At 46.9% G+C, this 19,983-nt stretch carries 20 protein-coding genes and 1 riboswitch; of the genes, 11 read left to right on the top strand and 9 right to left on the bottom strand.

Annotated elements, in window-relative coordinates; translation table 11 throughout:
- Positions 1 to 208, top strand: a 208-nt coding sequence (locus GO493_RS31155) for a hypothetical protein (protein WP_232539059.1), incomplete at its 5' end; no start/stop codon positions are given.
- A 50-nt stretch (positions 209 to 258) separates the two neighbouring features.
- On the opposite strand, the gene pyrF is transcribed toward GO493_RS31155, so the two are convergent.
- Positions 259 to 1,083 carry an orotidine-5'-phosphate decarboxylase gene (gene pyrF, locus GO493_RS25420; RefSeq protein ID WP_157309046.1) on the bottom strand — a complete coding sequence of 275 codons (825 nt, stop codon included), beginning with the start codon at positions 1,081 to 1,083 and terminating at the stop codon, positions 259 to 261.
- A 205-nt stretch (positions 1,084 to 1,288) separates the two neighbouring features.
- Between pyrF and GO493_RS25415 the strand changes: the two genes are divergently transcribed.
- Positions 1,289 to 2,146, top strand: a complete 858-nt coding sequence (locus tag GO493_RS25415; RefSeq protein WP_157309045.1) for a sugar phosphate isomerase/epimerase family protein — start codon at positions 1,289 to 1,291, stop codon at positions 2,144 to 2,146.
- A 28-nt stretch (positions 2,147 to 2,174) separates the two neighbouring features.
- The gene (locus tag GO493_RS25410) at positions 2,175 to 3,530 is read left to right on the top strand and encodes a Gfo/Idh/MocA family protein (protein ID WP_157309044.1); all 1,356 of its coding nucleotides are present in this window, start codon (positions 2,175 to 2,177) and stop codon (positions 3,528 to 3,530) included.
- A gap of 172 nt (positions 3,531 to 3,702) precedes the next feature.
- Here GO493_RS25410 and GO493_RS25405 read toward each other — a convergent pair whose 3' ends face one another.
- The gene (locus GO493_RS25405) at positions 3,703 to 4,800 is read right to left on the bottom strand and encodes an Mrp/NBP35 family ATP-binding protein (protein WP_157309043.1); all 1,098 of its coding nucleotides are present in this window, start codon (positions 4,798 to 4,800) and stop codon (positions 3,703 to 3,705) included.
- A 168-nt stretch (positions 4,801 to 4,968) separates the two neighbouring features.
- Here GO493_RS25405 and GO493_RS25400 point away from each other — a divergent pair, with 168 nt between their 5' ends.
- A complete protein-coding gene (locus GO493_RS25400) occupies positions 4,969 to 5,634 on the top strand; it encodes a carboxypeptidase-like regulatory domain-containing protein (protein ID WP_157309042.1) in 666 nt (221 codons plus the stop codon).
- 15 nt (positions 5,635 to 5,649) lie between these two features.
- The gene (locus GO493_RS25395; protein ID WP_157309041.1) at positions 5,650 to 6,537 is read left to right on the top strand and encodes a 3-hydroxyacyl-CoA dehydrogenase family protein; all 888 of its coding nucleotides are present in this window, start codon (positions 5,650 to 5,652) and stop codon (positions 6,535 to 6,537) included.
- 100 nt (positions 6,538 to 6,637) lie between these two features.
- Here the strand turns inward: GO493_RS25395 and GO493_RS25390 are convergent, their stop codons facing one another.
- From GO493_RS25390 to ribD, 3 genes are read right to left on the bottom strand one after another with little or no spacing between them, the layout of a single operon-like run.
- Entirely contained in the window at positions 6,638 to 7,237 is a 600-nt protein-coding gene (locus GO493_RS25390) for an IMPACT family protein (RefSeq protein WP_157309040.1), read from the bottom strand.
- Positions 7,238 to 7,244: 7 nt separating this feature from the next.
- On the bottom strand, positions 7,245 to 8,630 hold the full coding sequence (locus GO493_RS25385; protein ID WP_157309039.1) for a hypothetical protein: 1,386 nt from the start codon (positions 8,628 to 8,630) through the stop codon (positions 7,245 to 7,247).
- A gap of 1 nt (position 8,631) precedes the next feature.
- The gene (gene ribD / locus GO493_RS25380) at positions 8,632 to 9,678 is read right to left on the bottom strand and encodes a bifunctional diaminohydroxyphosphoribosylaminopyrimidine deaminase/5-amino-6-(5-phosphoribosylamino)uracil reductase RibD (RefSeq protein ID WP_157309038.1); all 1,047 of its coding nucleotides are present in this window, start codon (positions 9,676 to 9,678) and stop codon (positions 8,632 to 8,634) included.
- Between the two features lie 65 nt (positions 9,679 to 9,743).
- Between ribD and prmC the strand changes: the two genes are divergently transcribed.
- Positions 9,744 to 10,601: a peptide chain release factor N(5)-glutamine methyltransferase gene (prmC, locus tag GO493_RS25375; protein WP_157309037.1), complete on the top strand. Its 858-nt coding sequence runs from the start codon at positions 9,744 to 9,746 to the stop codon at positions 10,599 to 10,601.
- Between the two features lie 51 nt (positions 10,602 to 10,652).
- Here prmC and GO493_RS25370 read toward each other — a convergent pair whose 3' ends face one another.
- From GO493_RS25370 to pepT, 3 genes are all read right to left on the bottom strand, one after another.
- On the bottom strand, positions 10,653 to 11,063 hold the full coding sequence (locus GO493_RS25370) for an ExbD/TolR family protein (RefSeq protein WP_157309036.1): 411 nt from the start codon (positions 11,061 to 11,063) through the stop codon (positions 10,653 to 10,655).
- 2 nt (positions 11,064 to 11,065) lie between these two features.
- Positions 11,066 to 11,785, bottom strand: coding sequence for a MotA/TolQ/ExbB proton channel family protein (locus GO493_RS25365; protein WP_157309035.1), 720 nt, complete (start codon positions 11,783 to 11,785; stop codon positions 11,066 to 11,068).
- A 119-nt stretch (positions 11,786 to 11,904) separates the two neighbouring features.
- Positions 11,905 to 13,149 carry a peptidase T gene (gene pepT / locus GO493_RS25360; protein ID WP_157309034.1) on the bottom strand — a complete coding sequence of 415 codons (1,245 nt, stop codon included), beginning with the start codon at positions 13,147 to 13,149 and terminating at the stop codon, positions 11,905 to 11,907.
- A gap of 213 nt (positions 13,150 to 13,362) precedes the next feature.
- Positions 13,363 to 13,567: riboswitch (cobalamin riboswitch) on the top strand.
- Between the two features lie 201 nt (positions 13,568 to 13,768).
- On the opposite strand from pepT, the gene metE reads away from it, so the two are divergent.
- The 3 genes from metE to GO493_RS25345 all read left to right on the top strand — a co-directional run bounded on the left by metE (position 13,769) and on the right by GO493_RS25345 (position 17,080).
- Complete coding sequence (metE, locus tag GO493_RS25355; protein ID WP_157309033.1) at positions 13,769 to 16,075, top strand: 5-methyltetrahydropteroyltriglutamate--homocysteine S-methyltransferase; 2,307 nt, start codon at positions 13,769 to 13,771, stop codon at positions 16,073 to 16,075.
- 351 nt (positions 16,076 to 16,426) lie between these two features.
- Positions 16,427 to 16,669, top strand: a complete 243-nt coding sequence (locus tag GO493_RS25350; RefSeq protein ID WP_157309032.1) for a cysteine-rich CWC family protein — start codon at positions 16,427 to 16,429, stop codon at positions 16,667 to 16,669.
- Positions 16,670 to 16,684: 15 nt separating this feature from the next.
- Positions 16,685 to 17,080: an acyl-CoA thioesterase gene (locus GO493_RS25345; protein WP_157309031.1), complete on the top strand. Its 396-nt coding sequence runs from the start codon at positions 16,685 to 16,687 to the stop codon at positions 17,078 to 17,080.
- 74 nt (positions 17,081 to 17,154) lie between these two features.
- Here the strand turns inward: GO493_RS25345 and GO493_RS25340 are convergent, their stop codons facing one another.
- Positions 17,155 to 17,583: an FKBP-type peptidyl-prolyl cis-trans isomerase gene (locus GO493_RS25340; RefSeq protein ID WP_157309030.1), complete on the bottom strand. Its 429-nt coding sequence runs from the start codon at positions 17,581 to 17,583 to the stop codon at positions 17,155 to 17,157.
- A 190-nt stretch (positions 17,584 to 17,773) separates the two neighbouring features.
- Between GO493_RS25340 and GO493_RS25335 the strand changes: the two genes are divergently transcribed.
- Together GO493_RS25335 and fmt are read left to right on the top strand one after the other, a co-directional pair.
- Positions 17,774 to 18,934, top strand: a complete 1,161-nt coding sequence (locus tag GO493_RS25335) for an exo-beta-N-acetylmuramidase NamZ family protein (RefSeq protein WP_157309029.1) — start codon at positions 17,774 to 17,776, stop codon at positions 18,932 to 18,934.
- On the top strand, positions 18,924 to 19,871 hold the full coding sequence (gene fmt / locus GO493_RS25330; protein ID WP_157309028.1) for a methionyl-tRNA formyltransferase: 948 nt from the start codon (positions 18,924 to 18,926) through the stop codon (positions 19,869 to 19,871). The genes GO493_RS25335 and fmt overlap by 11 nt, the downstream gene beginning before the upstream one ends.
- Positions 19,872 to 19,983 lie beyond the last annotated feature (112 nt).

Genomic DNA, 19,983 nt, shown 5'->3' with positions numbered 1-19,983 from the left:
TTTTGCCTCTTGCCATACTTCCTATAACACAATAAGCATCATATGGTTAACAAAAAGGCGCCTTTTATCTAAAAAAATGTATAAAAAGCTGAAGCCGTCCCAAATTACTTTTGAGACGGCTTCTTTTTTTTGCGGGGGGTATTTTTTGCGCTGTGCGCGGCTTAATGTGTTAAAAAGAAATGAATTTGCAGGCGATAACCGCTGTTAATGCATTCAAGCAGCAGCTTAATGTATTCAAGCGATAACAACTTAATGTATTCAGGCTATAGAAGACAATTTCACGTCCAGGTATTCTGCCATTTCCTGCTGCAGTAGTTGTGCGGCATTCCTGGCGTCCTGGGCAAAGTCTTCTCCGTTGCCGGCATAGATAACAGAACGGCTGGCATTTACCAGCAATCCGCAGTCCTTATTCATGGCTACGGCGGAGATTTCCTGGAGGTTACCGCCCTGTGCACCTACTCCTGGCACGAGGAAGAAGTGGTCTGGCACCAGCTGCCGGATGTAAGCTAACTGTGACGCCTGAGTGGCGCCGATCACAAACATCAGGTTATCAGGTGATCCCCAGCTCATACCTGCTTTCAATACTTTTTCATAGAGCTTTTCATCTCCTGCAGACTGCAGCTGGAAGTCATTGCTTCCTTCGTTGGAGGTCAGTCCCAGCATGATGGTCCATTTCTCGTTGAAGGAGAGGAAAGGCGTAACGCTGTCACGGCCCATATAGGGGGCTACGGTCACTGCGTCGAAGTTGTATGTTTCAAAGAATGTTTTGGCATACTGGGTGGAGGTATTGCCTATATCTCCACGTTTGGCATCTGCAATAGTAAACAGGCCGGAAGGGATATATTCTACTGTACGTTGCAGGCTTTCCCAGCCACGGATGCCCATGCACTCATAAAAGGCAGTATTGATCTTATAAGACACACAAAGATCTTTTGTTGCATCAATAATGGCCTTATTAAAAGCAAATACCGGGTCAGGATGAGAGAGTAAATGGCGGGGGATCTTTTGCAGGTCTGTGTCCAGTCCCACGCATAGGTAAGATTGCCGCTCCTTTATCAAATTCACCAATTCCTGTCTGTTCATAAATTACTGATTTGGGGCGCAAAGTTAAGTAAAACTTAAGCAATGCGATTGAAATGAAAATATTAGTAAAAAGTGGAATACTCCTATGGTAATTCGTAATTAAATATAGGAAAAAAAATCTGCAACATTACGCTCATCACACCCTATTTGGATTTATAAAATAATGTTCCTAACTTTTGCGCTCTGCGTTTATGAAAAAAAATATATGAAGAACTGTCTCAACTGGCTATTATGCGCAGCATTAGTTTGCGTTTTGCAATCGAATGCACAAACCCGGGTCCCTCAGGTAGGAGTATGTACATCCCGCTCAAACGATGCACTTTTACACAATGCAGGATATGGGTATATAGAGGAAAGTGTACAGAAGCTCCTCTCTCCTGCTATCGGGGAAGATACTTTCCGGCTGCAGCTGGCGCAACTGAAGCAACTGAAATGTCCTGTAAAGGCCTGTAATGTCTTTTTTCCCGGGAATATCCGGCTTACCGGTCCGGATGTGAATGAAAAGCAGGTGCTGGAATATGTGGAGGGGGTGATGAAGAGAGCGCAAACTGCTGGTATAGAGGTGGTAGTGCTGGGCAGCGGTGTATCCCGCAAGCTGCCGGACAATTATAATAAAGATACGGCCACCGGGCAGTTCATTTCACTTTGCCGGAAGATGGCGGTAGCTGCCGCGCCTTATCATTGTGTGATAGCAATAGAGAACCTGAACAGCACGGAAACCAACTTTGTTAACACATTGGCGGAAGCAAATGCTATAGTTACAAAGGTGAACCATCCCAACTTCAAACTTACGGCAGACATTTATCATATGCTGAAGGAGAATGAGTCACCAGCGGAGCTGATAAAAGCTAAAAAGAACCTGGTGCACTGCCATATAGCGGAAAGGGAGAAGAGAACAGCTCCGGGATCTACCGGTGACGATATTGTTCCTTATATAGCCGCATTGGGGAAAATAGGTTATACCGGCAGGATCTCACTGGAGTGCCGCTGGGATGACATGAACAAGCAGGCGGCGCCTACCCTGGAATACATGAAAAAACAGATCGCAGCATCGTATAAATGATCCATCAAAACTTTTAAACCCACACAGAATGAAATCACGTCGTGAATTCCTGAAACAATCTATGCTGAGCGGCGCAGGTATTACGCTTACCGCAATGGGACTGCCTGCCAGCAGCTATGCCCGTATAATGGGTGCTAATGACAGGGTAAATGTCGGACTGGTTGGTTTTTCCGACCGTGCCCGCCAGGCGTTACTGCCCTGCTTCTTTGCAAATAATAAGGAACTGAACTTTGACATGATCGCTGTATCCGATATCTGGAAACGCAGACGCGATGAAGGTAAGGCATGGCTGCAGGAAAAGGCCGGCCATGATGTCAAAGCATGTGTGAACAATGATGAACTGTACCGCATTAAGGACCTCGATGCTGTATTTATAGCTACGGCCGACTTCCAGCATGCCTATCATACTATTGAAGCTGTTGGCAACAAAGTAGATGTGTACTGCGAGAAACCATTTGCAGAAACTATGGATGATGCCCGTAAGGCGCTGAAAGCCGTTAAAGATTCCGGCAAGATCTTCCAGGTAGGTACACAGCGCAGGAGTGGCGACAGCTATCATGCGGCGAATGACTTTATTAAATCAGGTAAGTTTGGTCCTATTACCATGGTGGAAATGACCTGGAATGTGAATCAGCCGGGACGCTGGCGCAGGCCGGAGCTAGTGAAGGAGATCCGTGAGCAGGATACTGACTGGGGGCGTTTCCTTGCAGGCAGGCCGAAAGATAACTGGGACCCGCGTAAATACCTGGAATACCGCCTGTTCTGGCCTTATTCTTCCGGTATTTATGGTCAGTGGATGACGCACCAGATAGATACCGTGCACTGGTTCAGCGGACTGAAACATCCACGTTCTGCTGTATCTAACGGGGGTATTTACCAGTGGAAGGATGGCCGTACCAATGCGGATACTATTACAGCAGTATTTGATTATGGTCCGGAGAATGATCCGAAATCGGGTTTCCAGGTAGCTTACAGTTCCCGTTTCTCCAACTCGGCTGGTGGTATCAAGGAAATGTATTTCTCTAATGGCGGTACTATTGATATTGATAAGAACAAGATCACTCCTACCGGCGGTCTTACTGAGAGGGAAGCGAAGGAAATGGGGATGCGTGCCAACCTGCTGCCTGAGATGACGCTTGCTACCAGTGAAACCAAAGCGGCTACCAGTGCTAATACAGGGGGTGACCCGCTTACCAATGCTCACGTGCGGAACTGGATGCAGAGTGTAAGAGACAGGAAGCCTGCGAATGCGCCTATCGAAGCGGCTTATTCTCATTCTATTGCGCTGATCATGGCGAATGCGGCTTACCGTACCGGGATGAAGGCAACTTTTGATGAGGCTACGCAGGAGGTGATGGTTGGTGGTAAGCCGTTTATACTATAAAAGAAAAAGCCCCCTGGTATAAACAGAGGGCTTTTGAGAATAATTTCTGCTGGTTAAGAATTTGCCCCGGAAATCGCTTTTGCCTTCGGCAAAAGCGATTTCCGGGGATTCTTTTTGCGCTGCGCGCGGCTAAATTATAGTGATAGTTTTAGCCGCACGGCTGAGAAAGTTATTATACGAAGACTTCGACGATCCTGGTAGGCGCTACGTTGGCATTGCGCATAGCGATGTTACGGGCTGCTGTGCTGGCAATGCCCATAAATGCCAGTTTGGTAACATCATCTCCTCCTACCATTGCCGGTACGCCATCATCCCCGCCTTCGCGAATGCTTTGTACCAGGGGTATTTGTCCGAGGAAGGGAATTTCCAGCTGCTGGGCGAGGCGTTTACCACCTTCTTTACCAAAAATGTAGTACTTATTTTCAGGCAGTTCTGCCGGAGTGAAATAAGCCATATTCTCTACCAGCCCGATGATCGGTACATTGATCTGAGAGCCGCCGAACATAGCGATACCTTTTTTGGCATCTGCCAGCGCCACATCCTGAGGGGTGGTTACCATTACAGCGCCGGTAACCGGTACGGTCTGTACCAGTGTGAGGTGAATATCACCTGTGCCGGGAGGCATATCTATTACCAGGTAATCCAGCTCTCCCCAGTTCACGTCAGTGATAAACTGTTTCAAAGCGCTGCTGGCCATAGGGCCACGCCATACTACTGCCTGCTTTTCATCTATCAGTAACCCGATGGACATGAGTTTGATGCCATGTTTTTCCAGCGGAACTATCATGCCTTTGCCTTCTACGGTGGTCATCAATGGCCGTTCTCCGCGTACGCCAAACATAATGGGTACGGAAGGACCGTAAATATCTGCATCCATCAGTCCTACCTTAGCGCCGCCTTCAGCCAGCGCCAGGGCCAGGTTAGCTGCCACAGTGGATTTACCTACACCGCCCTTGCCGGACGCTACTACAATGATATTCTTTACGTTAGGTAAAATACTCCGGCCATCCTTCCTGTTAGAGTTTACGTTAGCTGTCATATTCACATGAACTTCAGCCTCTTTACTCACCAGGTGGTGAATTGCATTCACACAAGCATTCCTGATCAGATCTTTCAGCGGACAGGCGGGAGTAGTAAGCACTACAGTAAATTTCACTTTATTCCCATCAATCTCAACATCCTTCACCATATTCAGCGTTACGAGGTCCTTCCCCAGATCAGGCTCTTCCACATTGCTCAAAGCCTGTAAAATCTGTTCCGTAGTGATCATAAATAGTTGTTAATTTTAATTCCAGGGTACAAAGTTAACCCAATTGCGAGTTAATTTGTCACGCTGTCATAGTTTTTGTCTTTCAACTTTCCCGCTCATCATCTATATAGGGCTGGAATACAATCCTATGGCTCCTGTTTAAAACAAAACATTTATCTTAGAGGCGGCATGCACAAAAAGAGTTCCTACATACTGTTATTATTCCTGTTTTTTCCTTTCCTGCTTAAAGCCCAGCTTTCGCAGTTCAAAGACAGTATTATCCAGATTTCCGGTATTACCATGACCGCCGACAGTCTTCGCGCCATTCCTGCAGTGAGTGTACTGGTAAGAGGGCAGAACCGGGGAACCATTTCCAACAGCCAGGGTGTGTTCTCTATCGTAGCATTTAAGGGAGATACCCTTACCTTCAGCGCCGTAGGTTTCAAACGTAAGGACTATAAGATACCAACCAACCTGCCGGGCAACAATTACTCGATGATACAGCTGCTGGTGATAGATACCACCTATCTGCCGGTTACCATTATAAGACCTTACCCCAGCCGGGAAGAATTTGACAAGGCATTTGTGAGTGCAGATGTTCCGGACGACGAATACGAACTGGCCAGAAAAAATACCGAAGAAGCGAGAATGCGCGCCCTTTCACGTTATACGCCTCCTGATGCGCGCGAGGCTACCAATTCATATCTTAACAGGCAGGCCCAGTCCCTGTATTATGCTGGTCAGCAACCTCCACAGGGTATAATGAATCCCCTGGCATGGGCCAAGTTCATACAGGCCTGGAAGCGGGGCGACTTCAAGAACAAGAGCAATAACACTTACGGTTACGGCTATTAACAAAATCAATACACCATGCAACAGATTGCAGTTATCGGCGCAGGCACCATGGGAAATGGTATAGCGCACGTTTTTGCACAAAACGGTTTTAAAGTGAACCTCATTGATGTATCTGCACCAGCCCTGGAAAAGGCACTGCAAACCATCGAAAAGAACCTTGACAGGCAACTGGCCAAAGAAGCCATCACTGCCGATGTCAAAACACAGACCCTGCAAAACATTACTACTTTCACAGATCTTCCTGCCGGCGTTAAAAACGCAGAGCTGGTTGTGGAAGCAGCTACAGAGAACGTAGATCTGAAGCTGAAGATCTTCCGGGAACTGGACCAGCATACCGCCCCGGGCGTTATACTGGCTACCAACACATCTTCTATCTCCATCACCCGCATTGCTGCCGTTACCAAAAGAGCAGGTAAAGTGATAGGTATGCATTTCATGAACCCTGTTCCGGTTATGAAACTGGTGGAGATCATCAATGGTTATGCAACAGAAAAAGAAGTGACCGATTCCATCGTTCAGCTTTCTGAAAAACTGGGAAAAGTACCTTGTGTAGTGAATGACTATCCAGGTTTTATTGCCAACCGCATACTCATGCCTATGATCAATGAAGCTATTTATTCATTGTATGAAGGCGTAGCTGGCGTAGCGGAAATAGATACGGTGATGAAACTGGGAATGGCTCACCCGATGGGGCCGCTGCAACTGGCGGATTTCATAGGGCTGGATGTATGTTTGTCTATTCTTCATGTATTGCATGATGGATTTGGTAATCCGAAGTATGCTCCCTGTCCGCTACTGGTGAATATGGTGACAGCCGGTTATCTTGGGGTGAAGAGCGGAGAAGGGTTTTATAAGTATGAGAAAGGGAGTAAAGATCTTGTGGTGAGTGAGCGGTTTAGCTGATATTAGCGGGAAAATTGCTCAAAAAAACGCTTGTGCCTTCGGCACAAGCGTTTTTTTGAGAGAGCTTTCTGAGCCCACAACCAGTTGAAAATGAAAGAAGTTATTTTTCCGGTTTAATTTCCAGGCTTAAGATATCATTCAGCCTCAGCAGGGTCAGCTCCTGCACGGCTTTAGGCACTCCTATCACCATAGAGCAGAAAAGCTGCAGCTCCTGTTCATATATAGTACAGTTCTGCTGTTTCACCACCATCATCACATCGTTCATAATAGTATAATCAAAGCTGAGCCGGTATTTGATCTCTACATTTTTCTGTACAGCGGGTATCAGCTGTAATACCAGTGCTGTGGACATTTTATATGCATTGATCAGTCCCGGCGCACCGAGTAAGGTGCCGCCAAAATAACGTACCACCACTACCAGTACATCCGTCAGCTGTTTGCTGTCTATCTGTCCGAGAATAGGTTTACCTGCTGTGCCTGAAGGCTCGCCATCATCTACGGCACGGTACTGTAACCCATCCGTTCCCAGCCTGTAAGCATAGCAGTGATGGGTAGCTTTGGGGTGTTCTTTCTTTATTTCCTGCAGGCATTCTTTTACCTGCTCGGGAGTTTTCACGGGCCAGGCATAAGCCAGGAACTTGCTGCCCCTGTCCTTAAATTCTGCCGTAGCAGTCTTTTCTATAGTAAAGTAAATTTCCATTCTTTTGTTATTTTCCACCGGATGACTTCTCTCCTTCCGGCTGGTAGTAGATCAGCAGCATATTATTCTGCTTCAGGTCTGTCTTGATACGCACATATTTCCTCAATGCTCCTGACGATACTCTTAACACTGCTGTATTGGGAGGGATGCTGCCCAGGTTATCTGCTATCATGACCAGCTTATTTTCTCCCGGTAATAAAGTAACAACCAGCTGCTGCCGTTGTTTACGTACAGGGAACCCTGTTACTATATCCTGTCCGTTCAGCGCCAGGGAAATACTGTCGCCATCTTCTGCTGCATCATCCCAGAGATCAAGCGTTACTACGGGAGAGGTAAATGTAACTTTATCCAGCAGTGTTGTTTTACGGATGACGATACGGGGATCTTCTTTTACAGCCGGTATTTCCTTTACCGGTATACGAGGTTGTGCTTTTACAGGCGGAGTTTCCTTTACCTGTATACGGAGTTGTTCCTTCTCTCCTGCCGGCCGGGTCTTGCGCACTACCTGTGCTACCAGGAATGTGGCATAGCCATTGGCCCTGTCAGAGAAATCATACAGGTAAGCAGAGGTATCTGACCTGAAAAAGAAAGAGCCTGTATTAGGCGGCAGCCTGCCGTAATTATCGGCAAAGAGCGTCAGTATATTCATACCCGTATCCAGTGATACAGGTACTATTTTCTCCTTTTCATTTACATAAGCCTTATCCAGCAATATCTTACCATTATGCAGGAGGGTTACGGTGTCTTTATCTATCATATCTTCATCCCGGATAGTAAGCGGGATGATAGAATCATACACGGTTTCTTTATCGTAGATACCAAAATAGATGGGATCTTCTTCCGGATGAAGGATCCGGCGGGTATCAGGATGTTTCCAGGGAGTGTTGTTCAGCTTTTTGAGTGTGAAGTCGCGCCGCGATAAAAGATCTCTCAGGAGGTCTTTCAGGTATGCGTTCATTTCATCTCCTTCATAAAGGCCCTGCATATAGAGCTCGTGAGAGTCGATCCACATTCTTTGCAGGCTGATAGCAGGGGTAGCTTTCTTTTCATAATTGAAAGTACCGTTGAGGTATAGCATCCATGCACGCAGTTTGAAAGGCACTTCATTAAGGGGATATTTATTACGGCCAATACCTAACTGGTTCTCATTCTTCTTTGCCAGCAATACCAGGTAAGTACCGGAGAAGGTGGCAAAATCTATTTTCAGCTGTGCAGGATACAGTGTATTATATTCCGGCTGACCGATCAGCAGCTGTACTTTGATGGGACTATTGTTAGGTGTGGGTTTATATTCCATGTACCAGGTGCCGGCCCATTTGTCAGCCTGGGCGGCAGCTGTGCAGACACAGCATAACAAGATAACAATGCAAAGCAGTTTTCTGATAGGGGCCATACTAACTTTTGTTGATGTAATACCGGATGCTATCGCCTTCCAGGAAAATTTCTTCTGTGAGCAATGCGTGAGGCAGTGCCGGCGCTTTTCTTCCATCGGGGATAGCATTTGTACCGGTGATGACGCGTGCTTCGTCCCACAGTCCTGCTTCAATGAAACGTTGCAGCAGGTAGGGACCACCTTCCACTATTACGCTCAATATCCGGTGTTCATATAATTGCTGTAATACCTGTGGCAATACCGGCTGTTCGAAATTAAGTTGTACCGTTTCCGTTGCGCCTTCTTTTGAAGATGTTCCTTCTGTAAAGAAGAGCGTGGGAATATCTCCCTGCCAGAGATGGAAGTGACGGGGCGTCTTCAACGTACGGTCAATTACCAGTCTTACAGGGTCTTTGCCTGTCCACAGGCGGTTATTTAACCGGGGGTTATCGTTAACAGCTGTCCCGGTACCTACCAGTATGCCAGCTTCCTCACTACGCCAGCGGTGTACCAGCCTGTCTGTAAAAATATTGGAAAGCCTTATGGGAGCGCCGTCTGCCGTTGCCATGTAGCCTGAAGGGTCCTGGGCCCATTTCAGTATAATGTAGGGACGTTGCTGTTCATGATAAGTAAAGAAGCGTTTGTTCAGTTCCCGGCATTCTTTTTCCAGTACACCTGTGCGTACGGTGATACCTGCATTTTCCAGTATGGAGATGCCTTTGCCGGAAACGGCGGAAAAGGTATCCACGCAGCCTATCACGACTTCCGGTATGCGCTGGGATACGATCAGGGCTGCACAGGGAGGAGTTTTGCCATGATGTGCGCAGGGTTCCAGGCTGACGTACATGGTGGATAAGGAGATGAGATGCTGATCTTCTGCTGTCACCGATCTTACGCAGTTCACTTCTGCATGTGCCTGTCCGTATAAGCGGTGGTACCCTTCCCCGATGATCCTTCCCTGGTGTACCAGAACAGCACCTACCATGGGATTGGGCGCTACATACCCTGCTCCCAGTTTAGCCAGCTGCAGGCATCGTTGCATATAAAATTCATCGAAGGAACTGTCCATGATAGCGTGCGTTATTATACTTTTGTGTGCAAAAGTATTGTTTCTTTCTTTATAGCACAGCACAAATGACCATACAGACTGCATTTACAAAGATCATTTCCTCCCTGGAGCCTATCCATGGCCAGCGGGAGGCGGCCAATATTGCTCATCTGCTGATGGAGCATGTGACCGGCATGTCCAGGATGGACAGGATCGTGTATAAAGATAAAGGTCTGGAACCGGCGCAGGAAATGCAGCTGGAAGAAGGGCTGCAGGCTTTGCTGGCGCATCAGCCTATACAGTATGTAACAGGCAGCAGCTGGTTCTACGGTATGGAGCTGAATGTGAACGGTCATGTGCTGATACCCCGGCCTGAAACGGAAGAGCTGGTAGAATGGATAGTGGATGATGTGCGTACAGGCAGGCAGGCGGGGCATAAGCTGCTGGATATAGGCACGGGCAGCGGTGCTATTCCTGTTGCCCTGAAGAAAGAGCTGTCTGCGGCTGAGGTATGGGCTGTTGATGTAAGCGAGGGGGCGCTGGAGACTGCGAAGGCCAATGCAGTAAAACAAGGATTTGACGTTCATTTTGAACTGATGAATATACTGGATACAAAGGCAACAGCTTCACTCCCATCCTTTGATATCATTGTCAGCAATCCGCCTTATATCTGTGAGCAGGAGCAGGCAGGTATGCAGGAGCATGTAGTAGCTTATGAACCATCTATTGCTCTTTTTGTGCCGGATAATGATGCTTTGCTTTTTTACCGGGAGATAGGCCTGCTGGGCAAACAGAAATTACATACCGGCGGTGCATTATATTTTGAGATCAATGAAGCTTTTGGGGAAGAGACTATGCAATTGCTGAGGGAGCAGGGGTATAAAGATGTGGTACTGAAAAAGGATATTTTTGGGAAAGACAGGATGATAAAGGCTGTTATATAAATAAAAAGGCAGGTCTGTATGGACCTGCCTTTTTTACTATTCAGGTAATGTCTATCCCTTGCTTTGTGGATTGGCGGTAGCCAGCACCACTTTTGCCCCAATTTCCCGGGCTACTTCCATCACTTTCACTACATCTTCTACCGGTACGGTTTTTTCGGCATTGATCACTATGGTAGGATCAACGCTTTCGCGGGTAATGGCGGGTATCAGCATTTGTTTGAGGCCTTCGTAAGGTACTTTGTTGGTCCCTACAAAGAACTCTCCTTTATCGTTGATACTTACCACTACTGTTTGTTTGGCTTTGGTATTGCTCTTTGCTTTTGGCAAAGTAAGTTTGATCACGTTCGGATTGGCCAGAGTGGAAACGATCAGGAAGAACAGCAGCAGGATGAACAGGATGTCATTCAGCGCGCCGTTGTGCAGTTCCACATGCCTTTTATTTCTTCTGCTTCGTAAGTTCATAATTACCTTGTTGGTGGTTCTTGCAAAATATCTATAAACTCGGCAGAAGCGCCTTCCATTTTGTTGATGGTCTTATCTATCTGCGCGTTGAGGAAGCTGTAGCCTATGTATGCTACCAGGCCGATGATCAGACCAGTAGCGGAAGTGATCATTTTTACATAGATACCGCCGGCGATGGTGCCTAAGGTGATATCTGAGGTGATGGAGATGTTGAAGAAGGTCTGGATCATACCGGCAATGGTACCGAGGAATCCGAACATTGGAGCGATACCTGCTATGATAGACAGGATCACCAGGTTCTTTTCCATTTTGTATATTTCCAGTTTGCCTACATTTTCCATTGATTTTTCAATACTGTCTATCGGTTTGCCTATGCGTTGAATACCTTTATCTATCATACGGGCAATAGGACTGTTGGTATTCTTTGACAGCGAGCGGGCGGCGGAGATATTGCCATTGGAGATATGATCTCTGATCATTGGCATAAAGTTATCTTCCAGCTTACCTGCTTTTGAAATGGTCAGATACCTTTCAACGAAAGCAAAAACTGCTATTACGGAGAGGATCCCCAGTGGGATCATGAGTACGCCCCCTTTCATGAGCAGGTCGAGCAATTTGATCTGCTGGTCCGCAGCGGCGGCTCCGGAAGCCGCAGCAGCGACTGTATCTGCCTTTGGCAGTAATAAAGAATCCTGTAGTAATGTAACTAGTCCTAAGAGCATGAAAAAAATTTTAACCTTGCAAAAGTATTAAATTCAGGTGCAACAAGGGAGGAAGATACCAATAATATGGTAAACAATTAACGTATGTTTAGCCAAAATATTGCCAATCAACCAACTAATCAGCTCCGTTCCTCCCAAACCTGTGCCAGATGTACGATAGTCTGTACAGCTTTCTGCATATCCTGGATACTTACATATTCATATTTGCTGTGCAGGGCCATTTCCCCGGTGAAGATATTGGGGCAGGGCAATCCCATAAAGGACAGGCGGGAACCGTCGGTACCTCCCCTGATGATCAGTCTTAACGGTTCTACACCTGCGCGGCGGATGGCTTCTTCTGCATTGGCGGTTACCTGCGGATGAAGGTCCAGCACTTCTTTCATGTTCCTGTATTGTTGTGTAACGGTCAGTTCTGCGCTGGCCTGTGGATAACGGGCCATTACTGTATTCATAATGTTACGCAGGAAAGCGGCATGCTCATCCAGCCTGGCGGTGATGAAATCGCGCAGGATAAAGTCTATCTCTGCATGTTCAACGATGCCGTGCATTCTTACCGGGTGAATAAAGCCCTGGCGGTCTTCCGTGGTTTCGGGAGACAGGCTGTCTTTCGGCAGGGCATCTATGATCTCTCCTGCTATCTTAATGGCGCTCACCAGTTTATCTTTAGCGGTGCCGGGATGTACGCTGACGCCGTTGATGGTTATCCTGGCTGCATCTGCAGAGAAGCTTTCTTCTTCCAGGGAGCCGCGTTCACCACCGTCCATTGTATAACCGAATTGGGCGCCCAGGCGCTGCATATCCAGTTTTTCCACACCGCGGCCTACTTCTTCGTCGGGAGTGAAGAGGATGCGGATATCGCCATGTTTAATTTCCGGGTGCCGGATAAGATAATAAGCCGCATCCATGATCTCTGCCACGCCGGCTTTATCGTCTGCCCCCAGGAGGGTGGCACCGCTGGCGGTAATGATATCGTCTCCTTTTTTGGATTGCAGGTAAGGGTGTTCTGAGGCTCTGATCACAGTGCCTTCATCAGGCAAAGTAATGTCTTTACCATCGTATTCGCGGTGGATGATAGGTTTTACGTCTTTGCCACTGCAATCGCTTGAAGTATCCATATGAGAACAGAAGCAGATGACGGGGACTTTTTTGGTGGTATTGCCTGGGATAGTGGCGAATACGTATCCGTGTTCGTCCATTATGGCGTCTATGATGCCCATTTCCTGTAGTTCCTGTACCAGCAGGCGGCCCAGGTCCTTCTGTTTTTCTGTGGAAGGGAAGGTTTTGCTGAGCGGATCTGATTGAGTGTCTATCTGTACGTAGCGCAGGAAGCGCTCGATCACGGTGTATTTATAATTGTCAAACATATTGCAAACGTAAGAAATTTAAGATTGCGCATCTGTGAAGGAAAAAATGACTTTTTTTTATGCCCCTTTTATTCAAAAACAGTACATCTATCTTTATAAAATATATAAATAGAACAAATAACCAAAATAAAATAATTTACTTATTATTTGTTCCATAATAATAAGTTTGCAGAGAAAATAAAACTGACTTATATTTGCAACGGTTCTTTACACAACTCAATAGCTGTTTGCGGTTCCCTTCTTTTAAGGAGAGGGGATTAAAAAGGAACCGTGTGCAATTCACGGGCTGACGCGCAACTGTAAGTAACCTAAAAAAGGTTATGGTCATATGATATCCATTGCCGGGAATAAATAACCGGTGAGAAGGACGGCCGTAGCTGTTACAAGCCAGGATACTTGCCACAAACAGATTGATGTATGCTTTCGCGCCCGAAGCAATAATCAGGTAATTGATGTTGGTAGTTTACAGCTTATCCCGGCAATGCCGTGGATAGCCGTGTGCAGCATTCTCCGCTGCCTTCAGGCTGTTTTCTTCCTCTCCCACTTCCTGTTATATTTCTTCCCCGCAAATGCATACCCGCTGTAAGCCTTCATTTTTTTACTTTTAAAAATTGCAAGCATGCAAACTAACGTTCTTGGCTATCCGCGTATTGGTAGCAACAGAGAATTGAAGAAGGCAAACGAAGCCTACTGGGCAGGGAAGATCTCTCTCGAAAAATTACAGATGACAGCCCGGCAGCTGCGCCGGCAGAACTGGGAGACATTGAAAAGTGCAGGTATAGACCTGATCCCCTCCAACGACTTTTCCTTTTACGACCAGGTATTGGACATGTGCCTGATGACCGGCACTATACCGGCGCGTTTCAGGTCGCTCATGGAAACACAGGCCAGTGTAAGCAGTCCTGAGCTGTATTTTGCAATGGCCCGTGGTTACCAGAAGAATGGTTTTGACATCACCGCCATGGAAATGACCAAGTGGTTTGATACCAACTATCACTACCTGGTGCCGGAGTTTGATACTACGCAGCAATACAGCCTTCTGTACAACAAATGCCTGGAGGAATTCAAAGAAGCACTTTCCCTCGGAATACACACCAAACCGGTGCTGATCGGGCCTATCAGCTTCCTGCTGCTGGGCAAAGTAAAAGACGAACAACTACAGGTTGCCGATCTGCTGGACAAACTGCTGCCTGTTTATATACAGCTGCTGCAATCATTGCAACAGGCAGGCGCTACATGGGTACAGATAGACGAGCCCACACTGGTGCTGGACCTTACGCCCGCACAGCAGTCATTGTTCCAGTATGCCTACAATAAGATCAGGGCTGCCGTTCCTTCTCTGAAAATTATCCTGACCACTTACTTTGGCGGATTGCAGGACAATACAGAATTAACGCTGAAACTGCCTGTGGATGCCCTCCACATAGACCTGGTAAGAGCGCCGGAACAACTGGACGCTATACTGGCAGCATTACCTGCAAACATCACATTGTCTGTCGGTGTAGTGAACGGCCGTAATATCTGGAAGAACAATTATGAACAGGCCCTTCAGCTCATTAAAAAAGCTACTGCCGTACTGGGTGAAGAACGTGTGCTGATAGCTACTTCCTGCTCCCTGTTACACTCTCCTTACGATCTTGACCTGGAAACAGATGAAGCTGTGCTGACGCCCCAGATCAAGAACTGGATGGCTTTTGCCAAGCAGAAAGTACGGGAGCTGACAGACCTGCAACAGATCGCTGCCGGCAACACCGCTGCCCTGGCAGCCAACACTGCAGCTATGAAGGAAAGGAGCACTGCCGCCATTATCCACAAACCGGCCGTAAAAGCAAGGCTGGCTGCGCTTACCGCTGCCGATGCTGAACGTAAGAGCGCTTTCCCGGCAAGACAGAAAGCCCAGGAAGCTGTACTGAAACTGCCTCTGTTCCCTACCACTACCATCGGGTCTTTCCCACAAACGGAAGATATCAGGAAGCTCAGAGCGGATTTCAAAAAAGGAGTTATTACACCTGCAGCATATGAAACATCTATCCGCAAAGCTATACAGGAATCTGTTGCCCTGCAGGAAAGCCTGCGCATAGATGTACTGGTACATGGTGAGTTTGAGCGTAATGATATGGTGGAATATTTTGGCGAGCAGCTGGAAGGATTTGTATTTACAAAGAACGGATGGGTACAGAGTTATGGCTCCCGTTGTGTGAAACCACCGGTTATCTATGGCGACGTGCAGCGCAACGCACCTATGACAGTAGAATGGAGCAGCTATGCACAATCTCTTACCAGCAAACCGATGAAAGGTATGCTTACAGGTCCTGTTACTATCCTGCAATGGTCTTTTGTGCGTGATGACCAGCCACGTGCTGATACTACCCTGCAGATAGCACTGGCCATACGTGATGAAGTAGTTGACCTGGAGCAGGCAGGCATCAGGGTGATACAGGTAGATGAACCTGCTATCAGGGAAGGATTGCCGCTGCGTCAGGCCGACTGGCAGGCGTATCTTGACTGGGCTGTGAAAGCGTTCCGTGTATCTGTTTCCGGTGTTGAGGATGCTACGCAGATACATACCCATATGTGTTATTCTGAGTTCAATGATATTATCAGCAATATTGCCGCTATGGATGCGGATGTGATCACGATAGAAACCTCCCGTTCCCAGATGGAATTACTGGAAGTGTTCTCTGTGTTCAAATATCCATATGAGATAGGGCCGGGAGTGTATGATATTCACTCTCCACGCGTACCTACTGTAGCTGAAATGACGGAGTTGCTGGAAAAAGCGATACAATTATTACCTGCGCGCAATATCTGGGTTAACCCGGATTGCGGTTTGAAAACGCGTAAATGGCCTGAGACGGAGCAATCTCTCCGCAATATGGTGGCGGCGGCTCAGAATATGCGCGTAGCTGTGAAAGAGAGTGTATGATCAATAACCACTAGCCATTATCCGGCACAAAACCAGAGAAGTGTAACAGGGAGTTTTCCTGTTGCACTTTTTGATGGGATGAGTTTTTATGCGATATCTGGAGCGGAGGATTGCTCAAAAAAAAGGTTTCGCCTTCGGCGAGGGCACTGAAAAAGTAGTTTTCTTTAAAGAAATATTCGGGTAGGGGGTGGAGAATATTTTCGAATAGACGATTCTCAGAGCCTACGTAAGGACTTTTTCAGTGCCCTCGCCTTCGGCGAAACCTTTTTTTTGAGGGTGGCGGGCTGGCCTGCGGACAGCCGGGAATTGTTTTGAAATAAGGGTTGCGTGTTAATTCGTAAATTCGTGATTATGGCGTGTCATGAAACAGTTACCTGTCCCCGTTGCAAAGCATCGTTTGAATGCCGTGTTGGCTCTATCCTTCGCTGTCAGTGCCAGCAGGTGGAGCTGACAGAAGACGAACGCGCCTACATAGGTGAACATTACAGCAGCTGCCTCTGCGCCAACTGCCTGCAGGACCTGAAAACAGCTTACAGGCAGGTCCGTTTCAAACAAAGATTGCAGAGGATATTCTCTCTCTCAAAAAAAAGATAAATCAGCTACAACAATATGGCATACGAAAAGCAGATAGCCGAATCCGTTACACGGATATTCAAGGCAGTATTTCCCAACACAGTGAACCATTATGATACCTTATTTGGCGGCACCGCCATGCAACTTATGGATGAAGCAGCGTTCATTACTGCCACCAGGTTCAGTCGCATGCGGATGGTGACCGTATCCAGCGACCGTATTGATTTTAAAATGGCTATTCCTCATGGCACTATTATAGAGCTGGTAGGGAAAGTTGTGCATGTGGGCAGGACCAGTCTGAAAGTAGAGGTGGATATTTACGTGGAACAGATGTACAATACACACCGTGAAAAGGCTATTTCAGGCAGTTTCACTTTTGTGGCAATTGATGATCAGAAAAGGCCGACACAGATTGTGCTGCCACACGAATAGCATATGTCACAAATGCAGAACGCTGATTGCCTGCGGGCGATCAGCGTTCTGCATTTATACGTTTAAGCATTAGCCTACTTGATCTCTACCAGTTCAATGTCAAAGACCAGCGCTTCACCAGCCAGGGGATGGTTAGCGTCCAAGGTAATAGAGTCAGGGCCGATAGCGGCTACTTTTACCTGGAAAATCTGACCTTCAGGATTGCTCATCTGCAGATCCATGCCCAGTTGCGGGTTCAGATCTGTAGGAATACGGTCTTTGGGGAACTCCATCAACAATTTGGCGTCTTTTGGACCGTATGCTTCTTCTACCGGAATATTAACGGTCTTTTTATCGCCTACTTTCATATCCATCACACCATTGTCAAAGCCTTTAATAACCATACCGGCGCCAACCTTAAACTCCAGCGGCTCACGTCCTTCAGAGGAATCGAAAGTTGTTCCGTTTGTCAGACGTCCATGATAATGCACACGCACCGTATCTCCGTTTTTAACTGCTTGCATAAGAAATAAATTATAAGTGTTTACAGGATTTATTAGTGCAAGGTAAGAAAATAGTTGGATTGCGCTTCAACAGGGGATTTTTTGTGTGGATACATAGAGAATGAAGTAATTTTTTGAGGTGAAGGATGGTCTGTTGACAGCTAAAAAGAAAGAATGCTGGTTTAAGACATTATTAAATTATTTTTACGCCATGTATAAATTCATACTATTATTATTACTGCTCTACGCCAGCACAGCCAATGCGCAGGTTATTACCGGGGCAGAAAGAACAACGGAATACCTGCCTCTGCTGAAAGGTAAGAGAGTAGCATTGCTGGTAAACCAGACTGCCACTATAGGCCGTACCCACCTGGTAGACTCACTATTAAAACTGCATGTCAAAATACTGAAGATCTTCAGCCCGGAACATGGGTTCAGAGGTAATGCAGATGCCGGCGCAAAAATAGGTAACAGCAAAGATCCCGGTACAGGCCTTCCTATCGTATCCCTTTATGGTAAACATCGCAAGGCTGATGCAGCAGATCTGAAAGATGTGGATGTACTCATTTTTGATATACAGGATGTGGGTACACGTTTCTATACTTACATTTCCTCGTTACAGGAACTGATGGAATCTGCAGCAGAAAACCACAAACCACTCATAGTACTGGACAGGCCTAATCCTAACGGACATTATGTGGATGGTCCTGTACTGCTGGATACTACCCTGCGTTCCTTCATAGGTATGCAATCTATTCCTATTGTACATGGCATGACGGTTGGTGAATATGCAAAGATGCTGAATGGTGAGAAGTGGCTGAAGAATGGCGTGCAATGCAAACTTACCGTGATCACCTGCAAAAAGTATGATCATCATACTTTTTATCAGCTACCTATTGCCCCCTCCCCTAACCTGCCCAATATGGCGGCCATTTACCTGTACCCTTCCACCTGTCTTTTTGAAGGTACGGTACTGAGCCTGGGGCGTGGTACTAACCTGCCATTCCAGGTATTTGGCCATCCGTCGTATCCTAAAGATCTTTTTTCGTTCACTCCACGAGCCAGTACCGGTAATAAAAACCCTGTGCTGAAAGATACTACCTGTTACGGCTATAACCTGACCGGCACACCTGAACAGGCAAGGGCTGAAATGAATGGAAGAATACAGCTGAAATGGCTGATACAGGCTTACAATCTTTTCAACGACAAGGAGAAATTCTTTACACCTTTCATTAATAAACTTGCGGGCAACCGTATCCTGCAGCAACAGATCAGGCAAGGCCTGAGCGAAGAGGAAATACGCAAGAGCTGGGAGCCTGCTTTATCAAAATTCAAAATCACCAGGAGGAAATATCTTTTATATGCAGAGTGAGTTAACGGATCAAAAGAAGATCAGGATAGTATTTATGGGTACCCCCGATTTTGCGGTAGCATCGCTGGATGTACTTGTACAGAACGGATATAATATTGCTGGTGTGATCACAGCGCCAGACAAGCCTGCCGGCAGAGGCCTGCAGATGCATGAAAGCGCTGTGAAGCAATATGCGGTATCGAAAGGGCTGAAGGTATTACAACCTGAAAAGCTGAAGAACCCGGCCTTCCTGGAAGAACTAAAGGCTTTACAGGCAGATCTGCAGGTAGTAGTAGCTTTTCGTATGCTGCCGGAAGTAGTATGGAATATGCCGCCGCTGGGCACTATCAACGTACATGCTTCTTTACTGCCTAATTACAGAGGTGCAGCGCCTATTAACTGGGCTATTATCAACGGAGAAAAGCAATCAGGTGTTACTACTTTCAAACTGAAACATGAAATAGATACGGGCGATATACTTTTCAGCCAGTCGGTCGATATCCGTGAGGATGAAACTGCCGGAGAGCTGCATGATGACCTGATGGCTACCGGGGCTGCATTGCTGCTTAAAACTGTAGAGGCGCTTGCTTCAGGCCAGGCAGCGGAAACGCCGCAGGCGCATATAGACGCGGGTTCTCTCAAGCATGCGCCTAAGATATTCAAGGAAGATTGTCTTATAAAATGGGAGGAGCCTGTTGATAAGATCTACAACCTGGTGCGGGGGCTGAGCCCCTATCCTACTGCATGGACTACCTTACAGGGTAAAAGTATGAAGATATTCAAGGCAGTGAAGGAGAATAAGCAGCCTGCGGAAGCGCCGGGAGAGGTGTTGACGGATAATAAGAGTTATTTGAAGATAGCGGCGGCGGATGGTTATCTTTCTTTGAAGGAGATACAATTGGAGGGGAAGAAGAAAATGGATATTGAGGCTTTTTTGAGGGGGTTCAGGTTGCAGTAAATTATTGGGAGTGGCCCAAAAAAAACGCTTTTGCCTTCGGCAAAAGCGTTTTTTTTGGGGGAATATTTTTTTGGCCTGCGGCCGGCTTTAAATGGAGATTAAAGCGAAGGTT

Origin of the sequence: Chitinophaga tropicalis, from assembly GCF_009758205.1 — a bacterium.
GTDB lineage: Bacteria > Bacteroidota > Bacteroidia > Chitinophagales > Chitinophagaceae > Chitinophaga > Chitinophaga tropicalis.
This window is presented reverse-complemented; position numbering and strand designations above follow the sequence as displayed.